General features: G+C 45.2%; 1 protein-coding gene. It reads left to right on the forward strand.

What is annotated here, in order from left to right; all coding sequences use genetic code 11:
- The first annotated feature begins 801 nt into the window (after positions 1 to 801).
- Complete coding sequence (locus HMPREF3138_RS24480) at positions 802 to 1320, forward strand: hypothetical protein (protein ID WP_038873321.1); 519 nt, start codon at positions 802 to 804, stop codon at positions 1318 to 1320.
- Positions 1321 to 1449 lie beyond the last annotated feature (129 nt).

Raw genomic sequence — 1449 nt, forward strand, 5'->3', positions numbered from 1 at the left:
CCATCCTACCCCGGCGGAGCCGGCGATCGTCAAACGGTGGTGGCAGCGCTGGCGCCGTTGATCCCCACTGCCGCGCCGCCGGCTTGGCCAACGCTTCACGGCCGCGCAATAAATTGCCCGCCCGTTCACCGTTTCTCACATTGGCAGAACGGCAAAAACACGCGATTCGGTCGCGTTTCTCTCTGAACCTGGTCTCTGCGTGCTGGGTTGCATAATCATTCATGCCGCCAAACGGCCTGTACGCCATTTTGCGGGCTTTTTTTGCGGAGAAGTGAGGGGGTTTTACTGCTTTGGTTGTTCAAGCGCACATAGGGCGTCTGAGGCGGTGCGGGAAACGGATGTTATGGTAAATTGTGAAATTAGCTGAGATTTTTTTGTCAACTTTTTGCTGTATGTTTAAACATGAGTTCTACGCTGACAGTACTGTTGCTAATTTCATCTGCCAGACTGGTAATTCCCTTGTAAATCAATCGCGAGAGATCAGTAAAAAAGCTATGTGTGTGCTTATGGAATAGGGTAGAATAAGAAATTCTGATGATCGTGAGGTTGTCAGTGAAAAACGAGGCAGCTATCAGATCTTCGGCCTGAGAAACTAAGGATTCTGATAGCTGCCGGTGACTCGGTTCGTGAAAACTGAATCTACCTGATCAACAAACGCCCGATTAGGGCGTTTGTCAAGTGGTGCTGCATTATGTAGTAACTTGGTACCGACTTGCCAGGTATTTTTCACAGTTTTTGATGCGCGAAGGCTCATACGGACACCGTCACCTGTTATTTATTCTCTGTAAACAGGTGCTATAAATGCAAAAAGTAACCGATTTGTATCCTCCTGAAATTGCTAGTCATAATCTTCATAATCACTTCGCTGGCAACGAAGTGATGCTGGAGTTAATCAAGAAATTAAATAAAACCAGTTTGTGTACTTTTGCAGCTCTCTGTGATGGTAACGTGGTAACCACTTCCGGCTATAACATTATGGCCGATCTGTGTGTTAACCGTGCGTCAGCTGTGGCTCATTCTCTTAAACAAAAATATCTTCCAGTCACCGCTAGAACGATATCGACTAAGGCTGATGTTGGTGGTGCAGTAAAACAGGTTGCTTTCTATCTTGACGAGAGCGATCTTGCAAGACTGAAGTCTGAACCTGAAAAGATGATGAAAGAGTGCGAACGTAACCTGAATAGCCAGAAGCGCTCCAATGCTCAGAAGGAAATGATTAGGCTATACAAAGAGTTTGGTGAGTCAGGTGTTTTGGAACTTTTACGTAATGTTTCTGGTGCTAATGATTCACCGCCGTCCGATGAAAAGAAAGCAAGTTGAATGAATGAATAAAAAAAGGCTAGATTTCTCTAGCCTTTTTTCTTACTTACTACCAGCGGAGTCTTTTCTGTTGCTTCTCACATGAGCTCTAACAGTTATTACTTCACCACTGGATAAAGTCTTTTGGTA

The sequence above is a fragment of the Serratia sp. HMSC15F11 genome (assembly GCF_001808215.1).
Taxonomy (GTDB): Bacteria; Pseudomonadota; Gammaproteobacteria; order Enterobacterales; family Enterobacteriaceae; genus Serratia; species Serratia nevei.